Genomic DNA, 22,723 nt, shown 5'->3' with positions numbered 1-22,723 from the left:
GACCGAAATAAACATAAAAGGAGTATCACCCATGACATCCCCCCATCTGACAACGAACGCAAAACCGCGTTCCGAAGCATTGTATAAAGAAGCTCTGGAACATATCGTAGGCGGCGTCAACAGCCCCTCCCGCTCCTTCAAGGCCGTCGGCGGCGGAGCACCCGTATTTATGAAGCGGGGGCAAGGAGCTTACTTCTGGGACGAGGACGGCAATCGATACATTGATTACCTTGCGGCGTACGGTCCGATTATTCTCGGCCATGCCCATCCTCATGTTACAGCAGCTATCTGCCGCGCGGCAGAGAACGGCACCTTATACGGAACACCGACAGAGCTCGAGATCGAGTTCGCCCGTATGATCAAAGCTGCCATCCCATCGCTCGATAAGGTCCGCTTCGTGAACTCCGGTACCGAAGCGGTTATGACGACGATCCGTGTCGCCAGAGCTTACACGGGACGCAACAAGATTATCAAATTCGCCGGATGTTACCATGGCCACTCTGACCTGGTGCTTGTGGCGGCAGGAAGCGGTCCGTCCACTCTCGGCATTCCGGACAGCGCCGGCATTCCCATGAGCATCGCCAACGAGGTCATTACCGTGCCGTTCAACAACCTCGAAGCGCTCCAGGCAGCGCTTGAGCGCTGGGGTGACGACGTTGCCGCGGTAATGGTGGAGCCGATCGTCGGCAACTTCGGCATGGTGATGCCGAAGCCAGGCTTCCTCGAGGGACTGTGCGCCGCGGCAAGGAACAACGGCTCCCTCGTCATCTATGACGAGGTCATCACGGCGTTCCGCTTCCATTACGGCGCGGCGCAGACGTTCGATGGCTTAGAGGCCCCAAGCCTCGCAGCCATCGAGCCGGACCTGACGGCCCTGGGCAAAATCATCGGCGGGGGACTGCCGATCGGGGCCTACGGGGGCCGCAAGGACATCATGGCGCAGGTAGCGCCTTTAGGCCCGGCTTACCAAGCCGGGACGATGGCAGGCAACCCTGCGTCGATCTCCGCAGGCATCGCATGCCTGCAGGCATTGCAGGAGCCGGGAGTCTACGACCGGCTCGATAAGCTGGCCGCCATGCTGGAGGCCGGCCTGACTGAAGCCGCCGGCAAGCACGGCGTCGCGCTGACGATCAATCGCATCCGGGGCTCCCTGTCCACGCATTTCTGCGATCATCCGGTTACCAATTACGATGAGGCGCAGGATACGGACGGCGAGCAGTTCGCATGCTTCTTCCGGCTGATGCTCGAGCAAGGCATTTGCCTCGCTCCATCCAAATATGAGGCTTGGTTCATGACCACGGCCCATACGGAAGACGATATCGCCTACACGATCCGGGCCGCGGAACATTCCTTTGCAAGAATGGCCGCCGAACGTACCTTATAATAGAACATTAGAGAGAGAAGGACCCCTATTTCCAAAATAGCGGTCCTTCTTTGTAAACTAATCTGACCCGCCCCCTTTTTTCTCAAATATTCAAGCATCGTTCGGGTAATAACTAACGTTAATTAGGCTGATAAAAACCTTTTTTCCTAGATATGGCGTACCTCCTCTTGACCATGCTCAGAAAATTAAATTTTTGTAAAGAAAGCTTCCACGATACAAATATTGGCGATAAAACCGAACTATACATACGTTTCCTTAATTATTCGTTCGTTTTTAGCATTTCGACAGTTTTCGCTCTTTTTTTGCCTTTATTCACCAATTATGCAAAATAGATAGCGCTTTCATCCGATCATTCCATTGATTGTTCTATTGTGCAACCAGCAATTTCGTGATATTCTATTAATACTTTATTTTGTAAGAAAATCGGCTATTTTATAAGGTTTTTGGCATGTTTTCCGTATCGATATGCGCTAATTTCGTCGATGAAGGCAGCTTTATTTTTTTCGCAGCCTCGCACATCAACGCTTCGCAGCGCCTACGGTAAGCAGTAGCAGAATGTGGTTATGCATGAATAATGTATATTTATTCATCGGTATTTTTATCGATGAGTTTGTCCGCTTTCTTATCGCCGCAGTGACATGAACAAACCTTGCTGGATGACGATTTAGGACTCGCATACTTTTATTGGGAGGTGACGGTCAGCCTGCTGACCACAAAAATGAATGAAGTAATGCGCAATGAAGGCCGTTTTCAGAATTTGCTAGGTACCGAGCACGATAGCTGCGGTATCATCTGTATCGTGGAAAAGGACGGTTTCCCATCCCGCGATAACATTCGGAAGACGATTGAAGCTCTTGTCAAAATGGAACATCGTTCGGGATTTATTAACGGCGAAGGAGACGGTTGCGGCATTTTGACCGACATTCCTAGAGCTCTGTGGGAGAAAAAGCTGAATGACGCCGGTCTTGACGGCAAGCTTGCCTACGACGGCCGCTTTTCCGTTGCCCACATTTTTGTTCCGCGCAAGCTGGACATCTCCGTGGCTGACATGCAAAAAGGTATTCGCGAGCTGTTTGCCCAATTTAACGTTTCTATTATATTGGAACAAGAAAATCAAGTAGATAGCAGCGTCCTTGGGGAAAACGGCCGCAATGACGAGCCGACCTTCTGGCAAATCGCTGCACTGTGCGACAAGCAGGAAGTCGTCGTAGCGGATCATTTGTTCGAGTTGCATGTAGCTATTGAAGCACGCTACCATGTTCATGTCGCTACACTGAGCAATGTAACCGCCGCTTATAAAGTGATGGGTGCTGCCAGCATTCTTCCTAAATATTTTAACGATACCCGCGACCCGCTTTTTGCGGCCCAGGTTACGATCGGTCACAACCGTTATTCCACAAACACTCAATCCAGCTTTTTCCGTGTTCAACCGTTCTCTTTGCTCGGCCATAACGGAGAAATTAATACGGTTAAGAAAATGCGTCTCGAAGCAGACATGGTTGGCGTACAGCTTGTTGAGAGCGGCAGCGACTCCCAGGACATGAACCGTACGATCGAGACCTTCATCCACCGCTTCGGCATCAGCTTGTTTGAGGCGATGGAAATTGTATTCCCTCCTATTATTAATGAAATGAAGCAATTCCGTCCTGAATTGCAAGACTTGTATGTTTACTATCGCCAAATCTGGGGTCACTTTGCTCAAGGCCCTGCCGGTATCGTATCCCGTTACGGCAATGAATGTATTTTCAGCGTAGATGCGCTCGGTCTTCGTCCGGTATGGATGGTAGAGAGCGAAACATCGCTGTACTTCTCCTCCGAGCAAGGGGTTATCACCGTAGATGAAATGGTGGCTGATCCAAAACCGATCGCTCCAGGCGAAAAAGTCGGCGTCGTTCTGACACCAGGAGAGCATGTTCAAGTAATTCCTTACTCCGGCGTTCAATCCTTGGTATACGAGCGCGCAATCAAACGCGTTGACTTTACGGGCATGCGTAAGCATTTGAAGGATACGCTGCCGGTGGTAGAAGCTGCTTCCCAAGAGGATGCTGTCGTAACCGACGCTCTGTACAGCGCATTCGGTTGGGACCGTGAAGGCATTCAGATGATCGAGACCATGTCCGAAACCGGTGCGGAGCCGATCCGTTCGCTTGGTCATGACGGCCCGCATGCATGCATCAACTGGGAGCGTCAGAACATTCCGGATTTCATTAAAGAAAGCGTTGCAGTCGTAACGAACCCTGCCATTGACCGTGACCGCGAGATGGAGCACTTCTCCACACGCGTTGTGGTTGGCCCTCGTCCGACCGTGTACGGTCAGCCGGATCAAAGCCTTCGCGTTGAATTGCTGACGCCGCTTGTACTTGAAGGCAGCAACGGTGTTGATTCCTTGGCTGAGCTTGGCCAACCGAGCTTCGAGCAGCTTCGTGCGATGTTCAAGGCACAAGGAGATCAGGCAGTAGCGACCTTGTCTCTTACCTTCGCTCGCGGCACATCCTTGAAGGACGCGCTGGATCAGCTGGCTGCGGACGCGGTAGCTGCTGTTAAGAACGGTGCCGTGTTACTGATTCTTGATGACGCTGCTGCTCATCAGAACGACCGCTTGTTCATGGATCCGCATCTGTCCGTATCCAAGGTCGATATCGCTCTGCGCGCGGAAAAATTGCAGTTCGGCGATAACCTGCGCCGTCATACGACCGTTGTGCTTCGCTCCGCTGCTATCCGCAACCTGCATGATATTGCTGTTGCATGCGGCTTGGGCGTAGATATCGTATCTCCTTACCTGCTGTTTGCAACCTCCGCTGTGAAGAACGGCGCGTCTGCAGCACGTAAAGTCTACACTGCATTAACTAAAGGCTTGGAAAAAGTCATTTCCACTATCGGTACTCACGAGCTTCGCGGCTATACCCGCTTCTTCTCGTCGATCGGCTTGAAGCCGGAAGTATCCGATGTGTTAGATATCGTGAACTACCTGGGCAGCGAGAATGCCGGTACCGGCTTTGCCGAGCTGGAAAAAGACGCGGAAGCCCGCTACAACGACTTTATGAATCCTAAAGCCAAAGCGGCTCGTAACTTCCACTTCTTCCAACGGATGTGGAAAGCGCTCGGAGAGGCAGCTGCCGGAACAGCTCCTTATTCCGACTACCGCGACAAGCTTCGTGAAGAAGAGAAGCGCAACCCGATCTCCATTCGTCACGTTGCCGACTTCAACTATGAGCTGGCTCATAAGGAAGGCCGCAAGCCATTGGATCCATCTCAGGTTGACATCGGTATCGGCGGTCATGATTTGCCTATGCTGATCTCCTCCATGTCGTTCGGTTCCCAGAACGAAACGGCGTTCCGCGCTTATGCAGAAGCCGGTGAGCGTCTGAACATGGTAACCATGAACGGCGAGGGCGGAGAAATTAAAGATATGCTCGGCCGTTACAAAAGAACACGCGGTGCCCAAGTTGCATCCGGTCGTTTTGGTATCAACGTAGAGCTGGCTAACGCCGTAGCTTTCCTTGAAATTAAAATCGGTCAAGGCGCGAAGCCGGGCGAAGGCGGTCACCTGCCGGGCTCCAAGGTTACCGCGAAGATCGCTGCCGCACGTAATGCGACCATCGGTTCCGATTTGATCTCGCCATCCAACAACCACGATATTTACTCTATCGAGGACTTGGCGCAAATCATTTCCGAGCTGAAAGAAGCAAGCGGCCGTAAGGCGAAAATCAACGTCAAGGTTCCTGTCGTACCAGGTATCGGTACAATTGCAGTCGGCGTTGCCAAAGCAGGCGCAGATGTTATCACCCTTTCCGGCTTCGACGGCGGTACAGGTGCTGCACGTATCCACTCCTTGACTCATGTAGGCTTGCCTACAGAAATCGGTACGAAATTGGCTCACGTAGCCTTGATCGAAGCCGGCTTGCGTCACAAAGTCGAGCTCTGGTCTGACGGCGGCTTGAAATCCGGTGCCGATGTAGTGAAAATGATGATGCTCGGTGCAAACCGCTGCGGCTTCGGCAGTATCTCCATGCAGGCTATCGGCTGCACAACATGCCGCGGCTGTCACCTGGATACTTGCCACGTAGGTATTGCAACACAAATTGACTCGATGGAGGAAGCGGAAGAAAAAGGTCTTCGCCGTTTCGTACCTCGTGTATTTGATACAGCAGTAGATTCGCTCGTTCGTCTGTTCGGCGGAATGGGCCAAGAAATTCGCGAAATTATCGCTCAATTAGGCTTCTCCAGCGCCCAAGAGCTTGTCGGCCGTTCCGACCTGCTGCAGCAAATCAGCTGCCTGGATAAAATCGATTTGTCCGACATTTTGCGTCCGGCTCCGCTTTCCTTCGCAGCAGCGCATGAAGCTCAGCTGGAAGCTGCAGCAGCGGTATCCTCCGATATCCGTATTGCAGCAGGCGCTGAAGGTCAAGAATTCTTCCCGGATTCCTTATCCTTCGACGCTCCAATTGCCCGCAGATGGTCCAAGGTGGATGCGGAATCCCGTATTCTCGGAAGCCGCTACTCCAGCCATCGCGTAAGAGACCGTTTTGACGGCAGCTATGATCAATTGCCGCCTGTATCGCTTACTTTGACTGACGGTTCCGTACCAGGTAACGGCTTGGGTGCATTCAACGCACGCGGCGTTGACATTACGGTTCACGGCGGAGCTGAGGACGGCGTAGGTAAAATGTCGTTCGGCGGTAAAGTAGCGATCCTGAAATCGCAAGGCAGCCATGGCCAATTCATCAACGGTTCCGTTGGTAAATCGTTCGGCTACGGCGCTCAAAAAGGTCTGTTCCTGATCCAAGGCAACGCGGATACTCGTGCCTGCATCCGCTTCTCCGGTGCAGACGTCGTATTCGGCGGCGAGATTACTTCTCCGCTTGAAGATGAGCTGGGCGGACTTGCAAGCCGCGCGAACCTGAAAGGCTTCGCCTTCGAATACATGACCAATGGTCGTGCCGTTGTACTTGGCGACCCAGGTCCATGGATTTGTGCAGGGATGACCGGCGGTGTCATCTATCAACGTCTGAACCCGGAAATGGGTATGGACGAAGCGGCTATTCAACGCCGTATCGCGAAAGGCGCGAAAGTGAAAATCGAGAAAGTCGGTCCGCAAAGCATCAAGGATCTGAACGAGCTGCTCGGCGCTTACCGCCAAGAGCTTGCCGCTTCCGGTCAAACTGAAGCAGCCGCGAAAGTCGATCACCTTCTCGCTAATCTCGAAACCAGCTTTGTGCGTATCGCTCCAGTGAACCTGCAAGCCGACCAATCGGTGGCTACAGAGTAATCCTGCGATCATAGGACTCATACGATCCCATCAGAACCTTTGTTCTGGTGGGATTTTTTTATGTCTTAAACTTTCGGGGTCCCCCGCGATTTATCCAAATCACCTTCGCAGTCATCCCTCCATTACCCCGGATGTGTCTCTGATATCCCACTTTTATCACCTATAGCGCCGCGTTAGCGGCTTGGATGGCTTTATAGGGTTATTTGTCATAGATCGAATCTGTCGCTTTTTAATTATTAAAGAGTGTGTGCTATGTGCGGAAATCAGGAGGAGACCAAGAAGATAAGGACGATCCATTGGCGGATCGCAGGTGCGCGGAGTAACTGACGAGTTTAGAGCCTATATCTTAATTAGCGGAGCATTTACTAATCCTGGATTCAAACTGGACAGCCAGGGCTGCCTCCTAGCCTTGTATAACGCTATTATAACTTTCTTCACAAACAAGTATGGCAGCTTTTGCGGCAGCCTGATGATCCCGCCCCTCCATGCCTGGAGAATCGGGCGAACCTGGAACCACCTCTCTATCCAATCATTTACGTGGGCATATCCGTTTAATGTCGGAAAGGAATGAAGCAGCTTAGGAATACTTCCGAATGGAACGTCTCCGATTGCTGCAAATAAGCTACCGCATTTGCTTTTCGACATGCTTAACGAAAAGCTCACCCATGCAGGAAGTCTGACACCATAGAAAACACATCCTGAAGCCTACTTGTTGAATATCTTAAAAATCTTTTGCATTCCGTCAATAAGTTTTCTATTTTAATGGATGCATGCCGGATGCTCAATAAGGGGTTCTCTAAACAACTGGATAGTTGGTTGTTCCCTCCCATTCTATCGCATTTCATTGCCTGCCCCTATGCTTGACAAAGATAATCCCTGCACCAGCTACAACGGCCAACCCCGCTATCACAGCGAGGGCTATTTGTAATCCAACGTTGCTCTTGGAAATAACAACTGTCGTTTCTCCCAGAGTCGTTTCATCGAACGAGCTCGCTAACCCGGTATTGCCGCACAGCTTCGGACGCAGCTTCCCCTCATCTCTGCCTGCGAAAATGATATATTCCTCCCCTGCTTCAAACTCGGTCCAGTGGTTCTGATTTAATGTCACCGTCTCATGGAGATCTCCCTTCCATACGGTAAGCACCTGAAATGTTAGCTTCTCTTTGGTTTCCGACAAAAGCCTTCCTTTGAACACGAGCTCGGAATAGTCCATCTCCTCCTTGGGAGGCCGAGGCGGCGCGCAGGATAGTGCGGAGACCGAAGGAATGGCAATCCCCCATAATAGTACTATCGCTAAGCATAGCCCTACCCATTTCTTCATCTTTTGCATCCCCTTCCTGGATACATTTATTCAAATCTTTTCCTGATGCCATTATAACGTTGAAAGTGCGGTCTTTGTTGCAGATCAGATTTTCGAACAACATATCAAGCCTACATAGATCAACATAGGACCGGAAAAATGCAGTTTTTTTTGAAATTCTCCCCTAGGACAGCATTACAAAAAAAGGAAGCCGGTTTCTCTTGTCAGAGAAGACAGCTTCCTTTTTATGAAAGAATCTTATAATTTAGCCTTGTTTAGCCGCGCGGTAAGCCTCAATGTATTGAGCTGCTTTTTTCGCTACGAGGCTGTAATTGCGTTCTTTTACCGCTTCCGTGGTCAAGTCGGAACCAATACCTACCGCTACAGCACCGGCTTTAATCCAATCAGCCAGATTGCTGAGGGATACACCGCCTGTAGGCATGATGTTAGCCTGCGGCATAGGTCCTTTAATCGCCTTGATCGTCGAAGGCGAGTACAAATTGCCCGGGAACAGCTTCACGATGTCTACGCCAAGCTCCAGAGCTTGCTGGATCTCGTGAACCGTCATAACGCCCGGCATAACAGGCACACGGTACCGGTTGCACAGAGTCACCGTCGCAGGATTCAAAGAGGGGCCTACGACGAACTCGGAGCCGCTGAGGATCGCGGCGCGTGCCGTTTCCGGATCCAGCACGGTACCTACGCCGATGATCGCGTATTTGGACGGATCCTGCGTCGTGCTGGAATATTTTTTGGCAAGCGTCTCAATCGCTTGCAGGGCGAAAGGCACGGTCATCGTTACTTCGATGACCTTAATGCCGCCCTCGATGGCTTGTTCGGCCATCTCTACGACTTCCTCCGGCGTCTCGCCGCGTAGTACGGCAACGACACCTTCCGTAGTAATTTGTTGAAGCAGCTTTATTTTTTTCATATTGGGTTTCTCCGTTCCTTAGCATCTAGTTTGGAGCTGATCAATGAAACAATAAGCTGTTGCAATATAGCCGGACGCCCGGATCGATTCTGTTCTTAGCGCTCTACGTGCTTCACGTTATTCAGAACAGCCTCAACCTGCTCCCAAGTCGGGATACCTTCCCAGTCGCCTTCCATTTGTACAACCATGCTTCCGATCAAATTCCCGAGACGAACGGCTTCCACATGGCTGTAGCCCTTCAATAGACCGACGATAAATCCGGCGCAGAAGCCGTCTCCGGCTCCCACCGTATCTACGACTTGCTCCGCCTTGAAGTAAGGCACAGCGGTAATGCTGCCCTTCTCCACCACGTAGGTTTCGTCGTCTCCGCCTTTGACGATGCTCACCGCATCCAGTTCTCCCAGACGTTGAATGATCTCGTCAAAGCTCTCCGTTTGATACAGCAGCTTCAGCTCATCCAACCCCGGAAGGAAGTAATCAGCTTCCTTCGCCATATCGAGCAGTACTCCGCGTGCCTCTTCAATCGACCACAGCTTGAGGCGGAGGTTTGGATCGAAGCATACCTTCACGCCGTGCTTGCGTGCAAGACGCATAGCCTCTTTGGCCGCCTCACGGCAGGACTCGCTGAGTGCCGGCGTAATGCCGGTAACATGCAGGTATTTAGCCTGTTTAATATATTCCTCGTCCAGATGCTCCGGCTTCAGTGTGCTGGCCGCCGAGTTTTTGCGGTAGTAGTACACCGATGTTTTGCCGGATACGACTTCGCGAAGCATCAGCCCTGTAGGAGCCTCTGTCGTAAGCTCAACACGCGAAACGTCAACGCCTTCGCCGCGGATTTTTTTCAGGATCATCCGTCCGAACGGATCTTTACCCAGGCGGCTGAACCAGCCTACGCGATGACCTAGACGGGCGACACCGATAGCCACGTTGCTCTCCGCACCGCCGAACAGACCTTGAAATTGCGACGAATATTCAATTCCTTTGGTACCTGCAGGCATCATAAGCGCCATTGTTTCCCCAAAGGTAATGATCTCCGGTTGAAACATTTGAGTAGATCCTTGTTGTGCCGTCATTATCGGTTCATCCATCCGCCGTCAACGCAAAGCACGTGACCGTTCATATAGTCCGAAGCTGCGGAAGCCAGGAATACAGCAGGACCTTGCAAATCTTCTGTAGTGCCCCAACGACCAGCAGGAATACGAACCAAAATTTGCGAGCTGCGCTCTTCGTCTGCACGCAATGCAGCCGTGTTGTCTGTAGACATATATCCAGGTGCAATCGCGTTTACTTGAACGCCTTTGCTTGCCCATTCGTTTGCCAATGCTTTCGTAACACCTGCGATCGCATGCTTGGAAGCTGTATATCCAGGAACGTTGATACCGCCTTGGAAGCTCAACATGGAAGCGATGTTAATGATTTTACCGGAGCCTTGCTTGATCATCTCGCGGCCTACCAGTTGACACAAGAAGAACGATGCATTTAGGTTCAGGTTAATCACATCGTGCCAATCTTGAGCGGAATGATCTGCAGCAGGAGTACGACGAATAATCCCTGCATTGTTAACCAAAATATCAATTTTACCGAACGCGTTCAGCGCTTCGCTGACAACGCGCGGATATTCTTTTTCATCGGACAGGTTCGCAACGATAGTGTGTACTTTGCGGCCCATAGCCTCGATTTTTTGTTGAGTCTCTCTATTGCGGTCATTGCTTGTAACAATCACGATATCGGCGCCCGCTTGCGCTAATCCCAAAGAGATTCCGCCACCAAGACCTACGGCTCCACCCGTTACAATAGCAACTTTGCCGGTCAAATCAAATAAATTCATCTCTACACCTCGTTTAAACGTTTTATATAATAACAAAACCCCAGTTCCTAGGGTTGTCCACACTTCTTATTATAAGTGAAGTACCCCTAATGTGCCATAGCGCCTATGAAAATTTAAGACTCATTCTTTCATAATTGGCAATTTTGCAATAATTTGTTCACTAATAAAGATATCCCTAATTACAACGCGCATATCTCAATTTCAAACCCAAGATCTTCAATCATTCTATGATCTTCAGAAGCCTCCTGACCAGCGGTCGTCAAGTAATCTCCAACAAATATGGAATTCGCCGCATACAACCCGAGTGCCTGCAATGAGCGGAGGTTCAGCTCACGCCCCCCAGCAATTCGAATCTCCTTGGATGGATTCATAAATCGCATCAGAGCCAGCACCTTCAAGCATTGGCGAGGATTCAGCCCCTTCTGCCCCTCCAACGGGGTTCCGGGAATCGGATTCAAAAAGTTCACCGGAATCGAGTCCGCCTCCAATTCACGTAATGCATACGCCATTTCTACGATCTCCTCGTTCGTCTCTCCCATGCCGATGATACACCCTGAGCAAGGCGACATTCCTGCCGCTTTTGCCTTCTGTACCGTCTCCTGCCGGTCCTCATAGGTATGTGTCGTAGTAATGCTGGGAAAGTGGCGGCGGCTTGTATTCAAATTATGATTGTACCGGTCTACTCCTGCCTCCTTAAGCCGTACAGCCTGATCTTCCGTCAAAATCCCGAGACATGCGCATATTTTCAAAGGCATCTCTGCTTTTATCTCCCGTACAGCTTCGATGACCTGATCCAGCTCTTTGCTTGTCGGGCCCTTTCCGCTGGCTACAATGCAGTATGTTCCAACCTTCATCTCCAACGCTTTGCGTGCGCCTTCTATCAGCGTTTCCTTTTCAAGCAGCGGGTACTTGGATATGGGCGCCTTCGATACGATCGATTGCGAACAGTACCCGCAGTCCTCCGGACATAGCCCGCTCTTCGCGTTAATAATCAGGTTCAGCTTTACTTTGTTCCCGTAATGATGATGTCTTACTTTGTACGCGCTGTTCATGATGGCCAGTAGTTCCTTATCTTCAGCCTCCAACACGGACAGTCCTTCCTCCATCGTTAACGGCTGTCCCCTCAGTGCTTTCTCCGCCAGTTCGTTCCAATCTGTATGTATTGTTTTCATAGGGTTCTTCCTTTTATCGAATTCTTTTTTTATATAGGTCCAATACGGTTTGCCTCATACTCTATTTATTTTTAAATAGTCCAGGTAAATTGTCAACCATATTATTATGTTTTAGGTTTACAATTAATTTGTAAGTATACTCCAATCCCCAAAAGCTCTATTCAAGCCCCCGTTCTGAATCGCTCTAAACCTACTGAGAGGACCCTAGAAGGTCCTTTTAAATGCGGTGAATAACCCCTTTATATTGGCTTACTATACTCACCCTTATGAGCGCTTTAACGCCTCTTAGTCAGTACATAAAAGTCACAATGGTTATCAGATTGTAAACCATCCAACCAAACTATCCATATTACCCCATTCTATACACTAATGAAGGCTGAATGCGTCGGTGGATACTGGCTTTCGAAACCTTATCCGATCCTGTATAGGCTGGTAAGTTTATAACTGATTATAGATCATTCATAACCTCATGATGTTCCCCGTTTGATTTAACAGCATCCGGCCCCATAACTCCAGATTACCTATACAATATAAAAAAACAGCACTTAAATCTCGTCTCCCTAAATGAAAGGAAAAGAATTTAAGGCTGCTAAATGTTAAGCTAGAGGTTTATTAAGAGCTGCAAACAAAATAAAAAACCATCCGCAATGGATGGCTGTGGTTTTATAAGAAGCGTCCCAGGAGGACGTTATATATGGGTCAAAAATCATTGGTATATCAATGCTTTTCACATCCATTGTGTAAAATATGTGTAAAACGCTATGAACAAGTAAAAAGCCTCGGATCATTCTCCGGGGCTTTCCACTTTCATTATATCCATAAACGGTACCTTCGTTGTTTCCCCATGCCGCTGAATGTGAACCTTACCAGTACGCGAGTCCATTTCAGTGATCATGCCTCGCACGTGTTCATCTCGACCCCAGACAGTCAGCAGGACTTCTTCGCCTTCTTGTTTAGCTTCAACTAGTTGATTCCCTAATTCCTCTAATACGAATTCGTCTCGTGTCGGTCGTTTAGCTATTTTAGCCTTAGCCACCTATGTACCTCCTCAATTTTCCCCGTATGTATCATAAACAAAGGTGTACTTTTTTTGATATGTGGTTCTTTCCCAAGCCTCCAATATAACAATGCGATTTGGAGCCGAAGGACTCCACTCAATATATCGTTCTTGCACTAAGAGAGTCAACACTTCCATTATTCCTTCACGGCTGCGTCCAGTTTTAATCTCGAGCTCCTGAATGCTTGGAGTCCTTTTGTGCAGAATGAAATAGTTACCAATGATCCTCAGTATCTTACGTTCAATATCCTTGAGCATGCATCTCAACCCCGACGATATCCTTAAACTCAATTAGCTTCCAATCACCTAACCATTCCAGCTTTACAAGATAGTACCGTGGATCCAACCCTCCAACAATGCCGGTATATTTCTCGTAACCATTTTCTTTATAAACCGTTATTGTTACCTCGATTGTATTAACCAGAGATGCTTTTAACCGGCCAAAAAGCTCCTGCTGTTCTTCTTCGGTCAGTTCTGGTCTCGTCATCCTACTTGCCTGGTTATTCTGCTGAACGCTACGCTCCCGGTGCTGCGGTAGCATCATTCTGCTCGATTCCCAAAGACCATTTCCCGCGAGTTTTTTCATGATGCCCTCCTTACCGGCTGGACGGCAAGAATGTTCTCTATCCGGAATACCCGTGGCGCATTCCGTTGCAAACAACGCGCCCTTATAGTGTCATTAGAAACGGAATAAACCTCGATTTGCCGTTGCGTGATCTTGTCATCGCTACCTAGATAAATGATTTCAATGATGTGTCCAATGTATTTTTCCATTCTGCTCACCGCCTATATTTATATAGAAATTATTCGTCTCTTCTTGGTTTGAATAATCTCTCTTAATGCATCCCTCATATCTTCCAATTCCTCAGCAGTAGCTGTTCGACCGCCACAAATATGATAATTACTAACAACCACATCAGTACCTAGTAGCCTTTCTATTGTCACTTCATAATAAGCTGCAAACAATTCCAGATGTGCCCTAGTTGGTTCTACTCCTTCATTCTCATAACTCAGGATTGTTTCCCGAGGAATTCCTGTAGCACTAACGACCTTATCTACTGTTACCTTCTTGCGTTCTGTCCTGAGTTTACTTAATCGATACCCAACCATAAAAAATTCTGCCTCCACAATAAGAACGTTTGTTCCTATTTTATACGAACATAACACGAACATGCAAGAGTCCATTTTTTTGAATTGGAATAAAATGCTTGCAAAATGGTTCCATATATGGTATCATAAATATAGAAAGGAGGTGCACAATGGCAGGGGTTGAAAAACTCATTGAAAAAATGAGAAACCGCCCCAACGGAATTCGGTTCTCCGAGATAACAAAAGTCCTAAAACATAGCGGATACCGTGAGGTAAGAGTTGAAGGCTCCCATCATCAGTACCGAAATGAAAAAGGCGATGTTATCACCGTAAAATTCCGAAATCCAGTCAAGGCGGTTTGCGTAAAAGATGTACTAAGCAGGATTGGGGGTTAGGGCCCCCTCTCCTTACTAAACAGTATATCATATCAACCCTTTGCCAAAACATATGTCAAATGAAAAAAAGGATTTGGAGTACTATCTAAAACTCCCCTATACGCTGATCATTAAGGAAATGAATGACGAAAGCGGCCATTATTATTATGGCAAGTATTTGGAATTGGACGGCTGCCAATCTAATGGAGAAACCATACAAGAACTAATTGAGTGTATGGAGGAAGCCAAGCGAGGATGGCTAGGAGTCAAATTAGAGTATGGCGATCCTATCCCTGAACCACAAGAAGAATATAGCGGCAGCATTCGCTTACGTATGCCTAAGTCCCTTCATCGCGACTTGGCGGCAGCAGCCGAGCTTGAGGGAGTATCATTGAACCAGTATATGCTGTACAAATTAAGCAAGTGACCCATAGTGCCAAAGAAAGTACTGGCCTGATGTATCGTGCCGCAGAAACAAAAAAGCCCTCGATCCTATCGGAAAGAGGGCTAATTTAAATTAATTTATTACGCAGGCTTCATAATATGATTTTTTAACATTTCGATAAATGACGGTCCTTCATTTTCGCTTTTTGTTTTATCCTCTTCCAAGTAGAGGAGACCATACTTGCTTTTATCCGATACAATCTTATTAAATAAGTAATCTATATAGTCACATTTTACATGATCCGCATTGATATAATTTTGTGGAATTTCCCCAAAGTTTATACTTTTCTTTACTACATATAATTGTTGACCAAGTAATAGAATTGACATCTTCTTTAGACAGTATTCTAAAGTTTTACTATTAAAATTAAATGAAAAGTTCATTTTTGCGAACTTCTCTCTTTGCTTAAGGTAAGGGTTATTTACACCGCCATTTTTAATAAATACAGAATACGTCTGATTTACTAATGAACTCCGGAATGAAGTTACCATGAACTTAATAAGAAACCCAGTACAAGAATAGTGTGACAATTCTATACTTTTAAGAATTGCCTGCAGTAGAATAAATATTACACATTTCATAAACTGATCCGTTTTATCATTCTTAGGCCCAACAGTAATCCTGCTCTTTATTTGCAGTAGCTTTAGGCCTGGGTCCAGATTCAACTTGGTTTTATCAAAATGATCAACGCATTTAAACATAGAATAAGAAATTGAGGAGAGCATTTTGACATCATTCTTTTCAGTGGCTTTATTTAACAAACATTTGTAAATTAAATTTATTCCGTTTTGGTCTACTCCACCATCATCTGAAGCCAGATTTTCTAGTCCATCCAAAATAGGCTTTAGACCTATTGAATCGTTAGAGTACATAAGAAGAGATAATTCTTGAATCACATTTAAAAAAATAAATCGCAATTTCACTTCGCTCGGATTAAGTTCAAATAATAACTCAATAGCTTCTTGAGCTTCTTCGATTTTATGATTCTTTATTAGAACCATTATTAGGGACACCGTATTCTTCAGAATAGATGTATACAATTTTTCGGTTTCATCTTCGTTTTTTTCCAACAAATATTCTATTATGACCCTGCTGTCCATATCAATCAAGCGAGGAGACATCATTAAATCAGCTAATAGAGCGACCCACTTTTTATAACTTGATCTGTACGCCTCATCCATATTTTTTTCAACTATCATAAACAGAAGCTGATGCAGGCTTTCCACACTAGAATACAAATTCTCGAATATTTGCCTCCTATGTTTATTGATTACAGCAAATCTTAAGTAGAATATTTGATTTTGGATATGCGGAATTGTATCTCCAATCATGTTCCTAACATTCAAGTTTTTAATCAATTGTATTATCATGCGGATACCTGTCAGTAGTGATACAAAAAATAAAAAAGCCCAAAATAAAAATCGTCCAATATTTTCAGATGAATATTGAAGTGTAACACTTGCTTTTATTCCAAGAGTACTTGCATTAGAAAACAACTCAGTTATGTTCTGGTTTATAACTTTACTTACATGTACGCCGTAAGGTATTGTAAAAAAAGTTAATACTATAAACCAAAATAAGGAGCTGCTTTTACTTAAAATATTACTTATTGATGCTGATCTTTGCTCTCGATATATGAAGTAAAATAAAGTAAGAGTGGCTGTCAGTTGAAACGAAAGTACCTTTGTACCAGAACTGAGAAGGCCTAATGTAATATAATCATTTACTTGTGGAAAATCTGCCAGTTGATATATATCCTTTAACACTTGCTGTCCAGTGTCGTGAATTTGCCCGGTTATATTCCAAAACAGATAATAGAGCATTGCTAATACCAAAGAAAAAGAAACGGCACCAACAAAAGATCTTGTTAAAACTTTTGTAATAGTCAACCGGATAAACGTTACAATAAAAATGACCTGTACAGAAAGTACAAGCGACGCTAAAAAAATGCGATTTAAAAATGGGATATATTTAGTTACCATTCCGGCGATTCGTTTAAATCCTCGAACTATCCATCTTCTAAGAGGAGAATCATTTACTGTAATAAATAATATAAATGCAGCTGTAAGTAGAATTAGATCCCTTGTTAACAATCAGAGCACCTCTTCAAAAAAAAAATAGAGGACAAAAATTAATTTTTGTCCTCCAAAAGTCTTCTGTAGTAAGTTCTCATGCTGTCGTTAGTTATTACATTATTTGAAGGCGAGAAATCTGACAAGTTCCCCCTGGCCTGCTGCCAGGGCCGTTCCTTATGAGTCAAACTTTCTAAGGCTACTCCACTCAAGGCTCCATACACCTGCCAAACTTCATCCAAAAGATCTCTCGTATCTTTCGGAATATTTGTAGTTTGGTTCTTAGCTGGCCGGATCACCCCGAACCCATAAATTTTATATCTGCTATATAAGTCTGGGCAAACAGGTCCGTGTACCCAAGCTTCAATTTTTTCGTTAAACAATGAGTTACCGATTATTGCAAGATGCCATGCTTGTGCGTAGTAGACAAGCTTTTGTAACTTTAGGTGAGTGATAGAACGTTCTGAATTAGGGTCGCTCTTTTGCAAAAAATAATTCGCTACATCAAATACAGATACGATCATTGAAAATCACCTCCAAAGCTAGGTAGTACCAAAAAAGCGAACGTATGTTTCGTAGCTCCTTACCTCTTATTATTGCACAAAAGGTAACTTTTGTATACAGAACGATATTATTTTAATAAAATAGTCATATTCGTAAAACATATTGCCACATTAGATTCACAAGAACGGGAACTAATGTTCCTATCAAAAATAAAAATTATCATTATTTTTTTCTAGGAATCAACCTATACTTCGATTTTACGATCAATCCGGCCGTCAAGTACTGTATTAAGGAAAGCTAGTTCCGCGGCGGTCAGTGTTTTATCTACTATCTTTTGCATCCAGTTCCAATTGAGCTGGTCCGCATTATAAGCCTTTCCCATCACTTCATAAAGCATACCCCATTGCCACTGTTCCAACTTCATCGGCATATTGTCTGTTCCTTCTTTTTTAATCGCCATACCTATCTTCCACCCTCCTGCATCGCCATTTGATAGATCCTCATCAATCAACATGCCGTTTTTTTCAAATCCTAAGCCTGTTGCGCCTAAATCATGCTGATAGATATTATAATTTTCGATTACCCTTCCTTGACTCCACGCACGTGTTTGCCACACTTTGGAGACGACGCCGCGGTCCCTCATTGCCTTGCAAATTTCATACTCGCCATAGACCCCGAGTTCATATCCGTCGATCTGCGCGTCAAACGCCCGAAGATACGCTTCTACGGCCGCATAATGGGATGAGTTAACATCAGTGTCCACGGCAGCATAGATGACGCTCCCCTCCGGCTGGCCAATCTCCTTAGCATACTGCAAAGCCAACCTGCCATCCTCTGTTCCTTGTGCAGCTCCTGCAAGGGCGTTGTCTGCGCCGCGCTCAAATACAGACACAATCCACAAGCCGGCTTCAGTAATATTATTTGCTTCTACTGCCGTAAGACGTTTCCAGGACCCCGTTGGGGCTAGGTATCTGCAGACGAAAGTAAACCCGGAAGTAACAAACTCCCGGGCCTTGGCAAGCGTTAGTGGCGTAGCACAATCAAAGCCTTTTCCCATTTACCATCACCTGTCCTTCTTTTTCATCAGCTCCAGGAGAACCGTTTTTTACTACTGGGGGATTTACGGATTTATGTTGAATCTGTGCAGATTGTGCACCAACAAGAAACGAATTTGCAAAAGTCAGTGCATATAGTCGCCAATCAGTCCAATCTGCCCCTAAAGCAAGCTGCGTCAGTATTAAGACTCCAAAGGCTACACCCGCAGCATAGATGTCTGTAGGTAATTTTAGGTAGCTATCAATCAAGTTCTTTGTATACTGCACAATGAAAAACGTAAGCAAAGAAGCTCCCCCCATAGCGGAAAGAGCCTCCCATGTGAAAAATTGTCCTTCTTGCATCGATTTATCATACTCCTTTCATTTTCAAAAGAAGGTTTACTATGCCGACTATCATCGCTCCGACGACCGTCCTCCATAACCATTTCTGGTTATCCTCCATGGCATCTAAACGCTTATGAGCTGCCTTAGTTGATTGCAACGCATCGTTAGCTGTATCCCTGGCACTATTCATCATATCGAGCTTAGTTTCTACCCGTGTAAGCCTTTGTAAAATCTCCTGTGTTTCATCAGCTTGTGGTGACATACAGCGCAGCCCCTCTCTACCCAGTTTGGGCACAAAAATAACCCCCGATGTCTCGGGGGCCAACCTTTGTATTATTTATGACCGTCTTATACCTTCATCAGGAATAATGACCGTGTTTATTGGATAATTGCCTTTTTCATAATCTTCCCTGAGCACACAAAGTAATAAATCATTTTCAAGCACTGCAACAACTTTGTATTCTATTCCCTTATATGAACAGCTTCTGTCTAGGCTCAACAAATCCATCTTTATGGAAATTCCCCCTGTGTTGTTTTTCTCAATAGTAACACGAATTGGATGGAATATCCATATTTTATATGGTCAAGCATGCATCCAGTACCGTCTAATCGCACCTATAACAAGCGACGAAATGCGCCGTTTCCCCGCGTCGTTCGGGTGCAGCCCGTCTGACAAATAGGTGGATTGCGTCAGCCTATTAAGACCCATTTCGTTATAAAGGTCCACAACGGGCAGGCAATAGAATTTACCAATTTCCTTCACCATGTCGGCATAATCCTGCATCCCCGTCCGTTCCGTCTCCCCGGTGTTGTCCGTCCAGGCTCGGGACGGCGTGATAAGAATTATGATCATTTTAGGATTCTTTGCGAGCAATCCTTCGATAAGTACCTGATATGCCCCAACATAAGTGTTTGTGTCGAATGCAGAGCCAACAGGCTGAATAGCGCCCATTGCCACTTTACCGCCCTCATCATTCGTCCCACCCATGATCGTGCACAGCTCCGTAGTAGCCGTTACGATGTCCTTGTCCTTCCACATACCGGAGCCGCCAGACATGCGTTTTCCGTTAACAGCAAGGTTAGTCACAACCGGAACCGGGAAAACTTCAGTGACAAAAGCTTGGCCGCCGCCAAACGTAATGCTATCCCCTATTAACGTCCATTCCCCTATAGCAAGGTCTTTCCGATTAGGGAAAGAACCGCCCCGTATCCCAATTTGATTCAAGGGGTACGAGAATGGGTATACGGTTGTTCCACTTACCCCGAATACGACATACCCGGTATAAGCGCCTATGTTTGCTGCCGTCACAAGCTCTATGTTGTTGCTCTTGTAGCAGACGAAATAAAAGGTCCCCGATCCTAATTCAGTAGTGAACGTCTTGCTTCCCTGATTCAAAGTAAAAATACTTTTCGATGTAAACAGATTCCATGTTGTATACGAAATTGTTTTAGCTACAAAATCAACGGAGAATTTAACATCGCCGCCGATAATTAGGTTCGTTGATCCACTACCGGAACCACCGTTGCTAACCGGCATCCCTTTGTACCCGAGCACGCCGCCAATATCGCTCAAATCATTAAGAACTGTTTGGTTTTGGCTACTACCACCAATAGGTTTGCCGTTGAATGTTGGGGCCCCGTTCTCTTCTCCAAACTTGATAACTACATTTCTGTTTGGTAGATCCACGCTGCCGGACCCCGGCTTTTTAATTATCATAGTCCGGTGGCCCCCTTATTTTAGAGCATTATAGTTCTGGGTAAGCTCTGCTGCAGATAATGCACGATTGTAATAACCCATGTTTTTAAAGATCGGTGTATTATTCGTGGAGCCAAATAAGAGCGGCGATGTGCTATCATCAATAATAAAATCGCTTCCTACCCCTAAATTCGCAACCAAGTTATTGTTAACATACAAGTACAATTTACTGCTATCACGCACAATAACAACATGGTAATAAGCAGAGAAGTCACTGTACACAGTAGGATCAACGGCTTGAGGGAATGAAGTAGTCGCCCCGGTTTTCCCAGTCAAAGTGCATCTGAATTTATTTTGCCATGTAAAACCGAATAGAACTGCATTCGGTGTAGACCTCGAGAAGAACTCGGCAGCCGCATTTGACGCCCCAGGAACAAGTTTTACAGTAACAAAAGCCGTGAATTGCTCGTTCCCATGGAAGTAGATGTCCTTGTTGGCGATAGTTTGGTTGATCGCGGGTTTGTCTTGATATAAAAGCAGTGATGAATCATTGACATATCCGGGAACTGTTCCGATCGTATACACGGCACTTTGAACAGAACTGACATTCCCCGCGGTGTCTTTACCAATAAACTTAATTGTCTTACTTTCATTAATTTGAATCGGGGAACTGTATACAGCACTACTCATCGACGGGATGCTGCCATCGGTTGTGTAGTAAATGGCCGCTGGCTCATTAGCTAAGAGCGTGATCAATTGAGCATCTGGGTACGTTCCACCAGGAGGATTTGCCGTTATAATTGGCGGGGTCGTATCCGGAATGTTAATTAGATAATCTTGTGTTTGTACATTGCTTATGTTCCCAGCTGTATCCCGACCAAAGTATTTTAATGTAGCTGTCAAATTGATAGCGATCGGCGCAAGGTAAACTGCGCTGTCCATGGTTGGAGTACTGCCATCAATCGTATAGTAAATTGTCGTCGGCTCGTTGGCCGTCAATGTGACTGTTTGCGCTGCATTATAAGCTCCTCCAGCTGGTGATGCTGTAATAATTGGTGGGATCGTATCAACACTTTCTTCAGTTGTTACGGTTATAGATGTCCCTATTGAAATATTGTTTACAGCATCTTTTGCTTTGACCGTAAAGGTATACTGAGTGTTCTGGGTTAACCCTGTTACATTAAAGACCGTTCCTGCCACGCTGCCGATCAACGTTGAACCGCGATAGATATCATATCCGATGCAATCATTAGAAGCCGAAGCAACCCAACTTAGAGTAAGGCTGGTTGCAGTTACATTTGATGTTTTGAGTCCAGTTACATCATCCGGAGCTGTTGTATCTTCAGGTGGAGGAACGTCTATAGAGGCACCATAGTATGATTGCAACGCTTCAGCACGCCAAGGTACAGAACTCGTGATCGTAATCAAAGTGAACGGCTTAAATTTGCCTTCGTAGACCTCGCCAGCTTTCACAGTTCGTGACACACCATGAATTGTAAAAGATAGGCTAGCAGCCCCACCTGTACCAGGCTCAGAATCATTACTGATTACAAGTCCTATCATCTCCTTGGAAAATTCTTTGGTTAGATCACCGTTTCCCTCGAAGTATTCTTCTGAAACATCAATTGCATTTTGGACCCGATAGGCACCGCCAACTCCCTGTAAGACAACCCAGTCATTTGCTACTGAGTCCCATACTTGGGGTACAATCTGTCCATTCACCCTTTTCAATGGTTTACTTGGATCAAATTCCATTTACTTACCACCCAGTTCTTTTACAAATTTTATTGTAATGTAACCATCGTTGGGAAATCTTTCTTCTTTGCCATCAACATAAGTTACCTTAAATTCAGCAAGCATATAGCCGAGCTCGGAGGTTTCTTCGCGTTCAAATGGAAAGCATACTATCCCATTTTCGGGATCGATTATTGTTGCCTCTCGATTTGCCACTATCTTACTTTTATCAACGTACTTTACCATTGTGAATTGTACCTGTGCGTCTGTAAGGTTAACCGGTTTGCCTTTTGGTGTTTTTAATATGGCTTTGATAGCATTTCTGGTATCATATCGTTTCATTGTCAGTATCATGCTTATTCCACCTCTTTGTTCTCAGTAAGAACCTGAGCCGGTGTGATAAATTCAAAAATAGACTTGACTTTAACGATCGATACTTCGATTTTGTTTGCAGTCGGCTCGAGATCAATACTATTGTCCAAAAGTTTC

At 46.1% G+C, this 22,723-nt stretch carries 22 protein-coding genes; 4 read left to right on the top strand and 18 right to left on the bottom strand.

Annotated elements, in window-relative coordinates; genetic code table 11:
- Positions 1 to 31: 31 nt before the first annotated feature.
- Together ABEA66_RS00775 and ABEA66_RS00770 are read left to right on the top strand one after the other, a co-directional pair.
- Positions 32 to 1,384 carry a glutamate-1-semialdehyde 2,1-aminomutase gene (locus ABEA66_RS00775; RefSeq protein ID WP_345585125.1) on the top strand — a complete coding sequence of 451 codons (1,353 nt, stop codon included), beginning with the start codon at positions 32 to 34 and terminating at the stop codon, positions 1,382 to 1,384.
- Positions 1,385 to 2,114: 730 nt separating this feature from the next.
- Positions 2,115 to 6,653: a glutamate synthase-related protein gene (locus ABEA66_RS00770; RefSeq protein WP_345585365.1), complete on the top strand. Its 4,539-nt coding sequence runs from the start codon at positions 2,115 to 2,117 to the stop codon at positions 6,651 to 6,653.
- Positions 6,654 to 7,494: 841 nt separating this feature from the next.
- On the opposite strand, the gene ABEA66_RS00765 is transcribed toward ABEA66_RS00770, so the two are convergent.
- The 8 genes from ABEA66_RS00765 to ABEA66_RS00730 all read right to left on the bottom strand — a co-directional run bounded on the left by ABEA66_RS00765 (position 7,495) and on the right by ABEA66_RS00730 (position 14,051).
- Entirely contained in the window at positions 7,495 to 7,974 is a 480-nt protein-coding gene (locus ABEA66_RS00765; protein ID WP_345585123.1) for a hypothetical protein, read from the bottom strand.
- Between the two features lie 244 nt (positions 7,975 to 8,218).
- Positions 8,219 to 8,884, bottom strand: a complete 666-nt coding sequence (locus tag ABEA66_RS00760; RefSeq protein ID WP_079913797.1) for a bifunctional 2-keto-4-hydroxyglutarate aldolase/2-keto-3-deoxy-6-phosphogluconate aldolase — start codon at positions 8,882 to 8,884, stop codon at positions 8,219 to 8,221.
- 95 nt (positions 8,885 to 8,979) lie between these two features.
- Positions 8,980 to 9,957: a sugar kinase gene (locus ABEA66_RS00755; RefSeq protein WP_079913796.1), complete on the bottom strand. Its 978-nt coding sequence runs from the start codon at positions 9,955 to 9,957 to the stop codon at positions 8,980 to 8,982.
- The gene (kduD, locus tag ABEA66_RS00750) at positions 9,957 to 10,712 is read right to left on the bottom strand and encodes a 2-dehydro-3-deoxy-D-gluconate 5-dehydrogenase KduD (RefSeq protein WP_079913795.1); all 756 of its coding nucleotides are present in this window, start codon (positions 10,710 to 10,712) and stop codon (positions 9,957 to 9,959) included. The genes ABEA66_RS00755 and kduD overlap by 1 nt, the downstream gene beginning before the upstream one ends.
- A gap of 179 nt (positions 10,713 to 10,891) precedes the next feature.
- Positions 10,892 to 11,884, bottom strand: a complete 993-nt coding sequence (gene bioB / locus ABEA66_RS00745; RefSeq protein ID WP_345585112.1) for a biotin synthase BioB — start codon at positions 11,882 to 11,884, stop codon at positions 10,892 to 10,894.
- A 784-nt stretch (positions 11,885 to 12,668) separates the two neighbouring features.
- Complete coding sequence (locus ABEA66_RS00740; RefSeq protein WP_345585110.1) at positions 12,669 to 12,920, bottom strand: YolD-like family protein; 252 nt, start codon at positions 12,918 to 12,920, stop codon at positions 12,669 to 12,671.
- Between the two features lie 262 nt (positions 12,921 to 13,182).
- Positions 13,183 to 13,527 (bottom strand): YolD-like family protein, encoded by a 345-nt coding sequence (locus tag ABEA66_RS00735; RefSeq protein ID WP_345585108.1) that lies wholly within the window; start codon positions 13,525 to 13,527, stop codon positions 13,183 to 13,185.
- A 206-nt stretch (positions 13,528 to 13,733) separates the two neighbouring features.
- Positions 13,734 to 14,051 (bottom strand): helix-turn-helix domain-containing protein, encoded by a 318-nt coding sequence (locus ABEA66_RS00730; RefSeq protein WP_345585106.1) that lies wholly within the window; start codon positions 14,049 to 14,051, stop codon positions 13,734 to 13,736.
- Positions 14,052 to 14,200: 149 nt separating this feature from the next.
- Here ABEA66_RS00730 and ABEA66_RS00725 point away from each other — a divergent pair, with 149 nt between their 5' ends.
- Both ABEA66_RS00725 and ABEA66_RS00720 read left to right on the top strand, forming a co-directional pair.
- Positions 14,201 to 14,425 (top strand): type II toxin-antitoxin system HicA family toxin, encoded by a 225-nt coding sequence (locus tag ABEA66_RS00725; RefSeq protein ID WP_345585104.1) that lies wholly within the window; start codon positions 14,201 to 14,203, stop codon positions 14,423 to 14,425.
- 73 nt (positions 14,426 to 14,498) lie between these two features.
- A complete protein-coding gene (locus ABEA66_RS00720) occupies positions 14,499 to 14,831 on the top strand; it encodes a toxin-antitoxin system HicB family antitoxin (RefSeq protein ID WP_345585101.1) in 333 nt (110 codons plus the stop codon).
- A gap of 98 nt (positions 14,832 to 14,929) precedes the next feature.
- On the opposite strand, the gene ABEA66_RS00715 is transcribed toward ABEA66_RS00720, so the two are convergent.
- The 10 genes from ABEA66_RS00715 to ABEA66_RS00670 all read right to left on the bottom strand — a co-directional run bounded on the left by ABEA66_RS00715 (position 14,930) and on the right by ABEA66_RS00670 (position 22,716).
- Positions 14,930 to 16,942: a hypothetical protein gene (locus tag ABEA66_RS00715; protein ID WP_345585099.1), complete on the bottom strand. Its 2,013-nt coding sequence runs from the start codon at positions 16,940 to 16,942 to the stop codon at positions 14,930 to 14,932.
- 38 nt (positions 16,943 to 16,980) lie between these two features.
- On the bottom strand, positions 16,981 to 17,445 hold the full coding sequence (locus tag ABEA66_RS00710; RefSeq protein ID WP_345585097.1) for a Panacea domain-containing protein: 465 nt from the start codon (positions 17,443 to 17,445) through the stop codon (positions 16,981 to 16,983).
- A 224-nt stretch (positions 17,446 to 17,669) separates the two neighbouring features.
- On the bottom strand, positions 17,670 to 18,482 hold the full coding sequence (locus ABEA66_RS00705) for a glycoside hydrolase domain-containing protein (protein WP_345585095.1): 813 nt from the start codon (positions 18,480 to 18,482) through the stop codon (positions 17,670 to 17,672).
- On the bottom strand, positions 18,466 to 18,822 hold the full coding sequence (locus ABEA66_RS00700) for a hypothetical protein (protein WP_345585093.1): 357 nt from the start codon (positions 18,820 to 18,822) through the stop codon (positions 18,466 to 18,468). Before ABEA66_RS00700 ends, ABEA66_RS00705 begins: the two co-directional genes overlap by 17 nt.
- A 7-nt stretch (positions 18,823 to 18,829) precedes the next feature.
- Positions 18,830 to 19,066: a hemolysin XhlA family protein gene (locus ABEA66_RS00695; protein WP_345585091.1), complete on the bottom strand. Its 237-nt coding sequence runs from the start codon at positions 19,064 to 19,066 to the stop codon at positions 18,830 to 18,832.
- Positions 19,067 to 19,141: 75 nt separating this feature from the next.
- On the bottom strand, positions 19,142 to 19,312 hold the full coding sequence (locus ABEA66_RS00690) for a hypothetical protein (protein WP_345585088.1): 171 nt from the start codon (positions 19,310 to 19,312) through the stop codon (positions 19,142 to 19,144).
- Positions 19,313 to 19,387: 75 nt separating this feature from the next.
- Positions 19,388 to 20,521 carry an SGNH/GDSL hydrolase family protein gene (locus ABEA66_RS00685; RefSeq protein ID WP_345585086.1) on the bottom strand — a complete coding sequence of 378 codons (1,134 nt, stop codon included), beginning with the start codon at positions 20,519 to 20,521 and terminating at the stop codon, positions 19,388 to 19,390.
- A gap of 15 nt (positions 20,522 to 20,536) precedes the next feature.
- On the bottom strand, positions 20,537 to 22,255 hold the full coding sequence (locus ABEA66_RS00680; protein WP_345585084.1) for a chitobiase/beta-hexosaminidase C-terminal domain-containing protein: 1,719 nt from the start codon (positions 22,253 to 22,255) through the stop codon (positions 20,537 to 20,539).
- Entirely contained in the window at positions 22,256 to 22,588 is a 333-nt protein-coding gene (locus ABEA66_RS00675; RefSeq protein ID WP_345585082.1) for a BppU family phage baseplate upper protein, read from the bottom strand.
- A 2-nt stretch (positions 22,589 to 22,590) separates the two neighbouring features.
- Positions 22,591 to 22,716, bottom strand: coding sequence for a hypothetical protein (locus ABEA66_RS00670; RefSeq protein WP_345585080.1), 126 nt, complete (start codon positions 22,714 to 22,716; stop codon positions 22,591 to 22,593).
- Positions 22,717 to 22,723 lie beyond the last annotated feature (7 nt).

Source organism: Paenibacillus vulneris (assembly GCF_039543185.1).
In the GTDB taxonomy this organism is placed as follows: domain Bacteria; phylum Bacillota; class Bacilli; order Paenibacillales; family NBRC-103111; genus Paenibacillus_S; species Paenibacillus_S vulneris.
This window is presented reverse-complemented; position numbering and strand designations above follow the sequence as displayed.